At 41.0% G+C, this 2,334-nt stretch carries 4 protein-coding genes; 2 read left to right on the plus strand and 2 right to left on the minus strand.

The window, feature by feature from the left end; genetic code table 11:
- Positions 1–119: 119 nt before the first annotated feature.
- Together CBG25_RS01885 and CBG25_RS01890 are read right to left on the minus strand one after the other, a co-directional pair.
- Entirely contained in the window at positions 120–347 is a 228-nt protein-coding gene (locus tag CBG25_RS01885; protein ID WP_290604143.1) for a hypothetical protein, read from the minus strand.
- Positions 344–589 carry a hypothetical protein gene (locus CBG25_RS01890; RefSeq protein WP_290604144.1) on the minus strand — a complete coding sequence of 82 codons (246 nt, stop codon included), beginning with the start codon at positions 587–589 and terminating at the stop codon, positions 344–346. The genes CBG25_RS01885 and CBG25_RS01890 overlap by 4 nt, the downstream gene beginning before the upstream one ends.
- A gap of 846 nt (positions 590–1,435) precedes the next feature.
- On the opposite strand from CBG25_RS01890, the gene CBG25_RS01895 reads away from it, so the two are divergent.
- Both CBG25_RS01895 and CBG25_RS01900 read left to right on the plus strand, forming a co-directional pair.
- Positions 1,436–1,885 carry a replication/maintenance protein RepL gene (locus tag CBG25_RS01895; protein ID WP_290604146.1) on the plus strand — a complete coding sequence of 150 codons (450 nt, stop codon included), beginning with the start codon at positions 1,436–1,438 and terminating at the stop codon, positions 1,883–1,885.
- Between the two features lie 128 nt (positions 1,886–2,013).
- Positions 2,014–2,226: a LuxR C-terminal-related transcriptional regulator gene (locus CBG25_RS01900; protein ID WP_290604148.1), complete on the plus strand. Its 213-nt coding sequence runs from the start codon at positions 2,014–2,016 to the stop codon at positions 2,224–2,226.
- Positions 2,227–2,334 lie beyond the last annotated feature (108 nt).

Genomic DNA, 2,334 nt, shown 5'->3' on the forward strand with positions numbered 1-2,334 from the left:
AAAAACAAGAAAGGCCAGAGAAATGACAGCTCTTCGAGCTGTTTGCTATCCATCTCCCACCTAATGCTAAAAGCTCGTTTTACTCGCAATTAACATTCAGGAAGGAGAATTTCGCAAGTTTAGTTAATTTTAAAATACTCCCCTGAATCAAGGCAACGGAAATAACAACAAAGTTTTGACCTTTCCCACACTTTAAAGTTAAGTTGCGCCGATACCTGTTGTTTTGACATTACCGGATAGTGATATTTTACTGGCTCCAACCCTGCATTAACGACATCAAAATAACTTACGCCGGATAACACATCAGCCTCTATCCAAAAATCCTGTAGTCGTTCTTCTTCTGTCAAAATTTTACTCCTTTTGAATTCCTCCAAAAACCCCGTGTAGCGGCTGGCGAGAGCGACAAATGTGCACATTTGTAGTGTCTACGCCTATCCGGGGTCTTGTGTTTTATGGTGGCTTTGTAGCCTCCAGTAACAGTTTCTAAGAGCGTGGCATATTCGGCTGCTTTCCCTGCAACCGCATGACCCAACACGGTCATAATTTTTTCAGCCATTGCTTGAAAGAAATTTGTATTGATGTCACTCATTATCTCGCCCCCTCTAGATTATTAATTGGTTCCGCCATCCAGATAAGATTAGCTAATGCGTTTATGAATTTGAGATAAAACAGATGTCGGAGTTCCGAGCAGCTATCAAGATAATTGCTGACAATCAAGGTCAAAAGATGGGGCTTCGCCCAAATACGATGTCGCGGCTGATCGCCGCTCCGCGTCACGGCGCTAGAGCGCCTCAAGAAACCCCCCTCGCTGGAAGGATCATTTTGTCTTCGACCATTCAACGATTGCGTTGCTGAAAGTACGTAGCTGGCATGACTCGCACCGCTCGCCACGCCAAAAGCCCGCTTAGCAGGGGCTCAAGCGCGGTTCACCTGGTCTCTGCTGGCTCTGTAAGCGATTTTCGCGCCTTCCATGGCCTTGACGGGCATCTGAAACCGAGAAAACGCCGCTACAGGCTTTCCCGGTGCTTTAAATCGAAAAAGAATAAGTCTCTGTAACTCACACCGCTCGCCGCAGTTTTTGGCTGAGGCGTACCGCAGGAGCGAAGCGACGAGGAACGAACAGCCAAAACGAGGAAGCGGAAGAGCCACTGAACTTACAGAGAAATGCGTTCACACTGAAGTTGCCTGAAAGCTCGTTTTGGTACTCCTTGAAAGTCCGTTAAGGGGGTTGGTTCCCCCTTAACTACCTAGATATAGAGAGAAATCAAGTATTTCTTTATTTTTCAAATGTTTAAAAAATCCAACTTATCATCTTTGATAATCCAACTTATCAACTCTGATAAGTTGACTTGTAATGTTTATGATAAGTTGTTGCTTTTTTGTCTTTTTTGTTGTAGTTTTAACTACAAGTTTATTTGCAGTTTGGATTACAATAATGGCTAATAAGATAATAGATGCAAAAGGTAATGTTCATTATGTAGGCAATAAACGACTTGTTGATTTAGAAACAGGTGAAGAATTTAATGCTCAAACAATAGTTAAATCTGTTGGTGACAACGATTTCAAAAAATTATTTCTTTCCGAAATCATAGAAAAAATTGAAGGTTTCACTAATGCCAAGATGAAGTTTATGTTTTGGTTTTTAGAAAATGCGGATAAGCAGAATAGAATTATTGGCACATATGAGCAATTGTCAGAAAAAATAGGGATTTCATATCCAACAATATCTAGAGTAATTCCATTACTAAAAAAGTCAGATATTATTCGATGCATCTCACCTTCTGTTTATATGTTGAATCCAGATTTAGTTGCTGCTGTAACATCAACATCTAGAGCTAATCTTTTAATAAAATACAAAGCGTTACCATCTGAGAATGAAGAGTAAAATGAGTGCGGTGTATTAAGGTTGTCGCCCTCAGCACACCGCTAACCACCACAACCTAGCTAGGAGGCTGTTATGGCTGCCGCATATGGTATCAGTTCGAGTTAAAAAATCGCATCCCTTACTACAAGCTGTTCCCGAAGCTCTCACCGCGTGAGGTCGAGGTTCTCGTACTCTACTGCTCTGGCGTGTTAAGGCATGAAATTGCACTAGAGTTACATATCACGGTATGTACGGTAAATCATCATTTATCGAAAGCGATGCACAAATACGAACTAGAGCGATATTCAGAATTACGCCAGTTGTTTCACCTGAAATTCATCAATAAACTAGTTGCTGAATAGAGACTTGCATTTTTTGTCACGCTATTGAGAATAAAAAGAGGTTTAACTTAGAGAATAAAGGTTTGAAATGATCAACAAAGAGCGGCTGTTACGAGATAATCGTTTATG

It is taken from the genome of Arsenophonus sp. ENCA, from assembly GCF_002287155.1.
Taxonomy (GTDB): Bacteria; Pseudomonadota; Gammaproteobacteria; order Enterobacterales; family Enterobacteriaceae; genus Arsenophonus; species Arsenophonus nilaparvatae.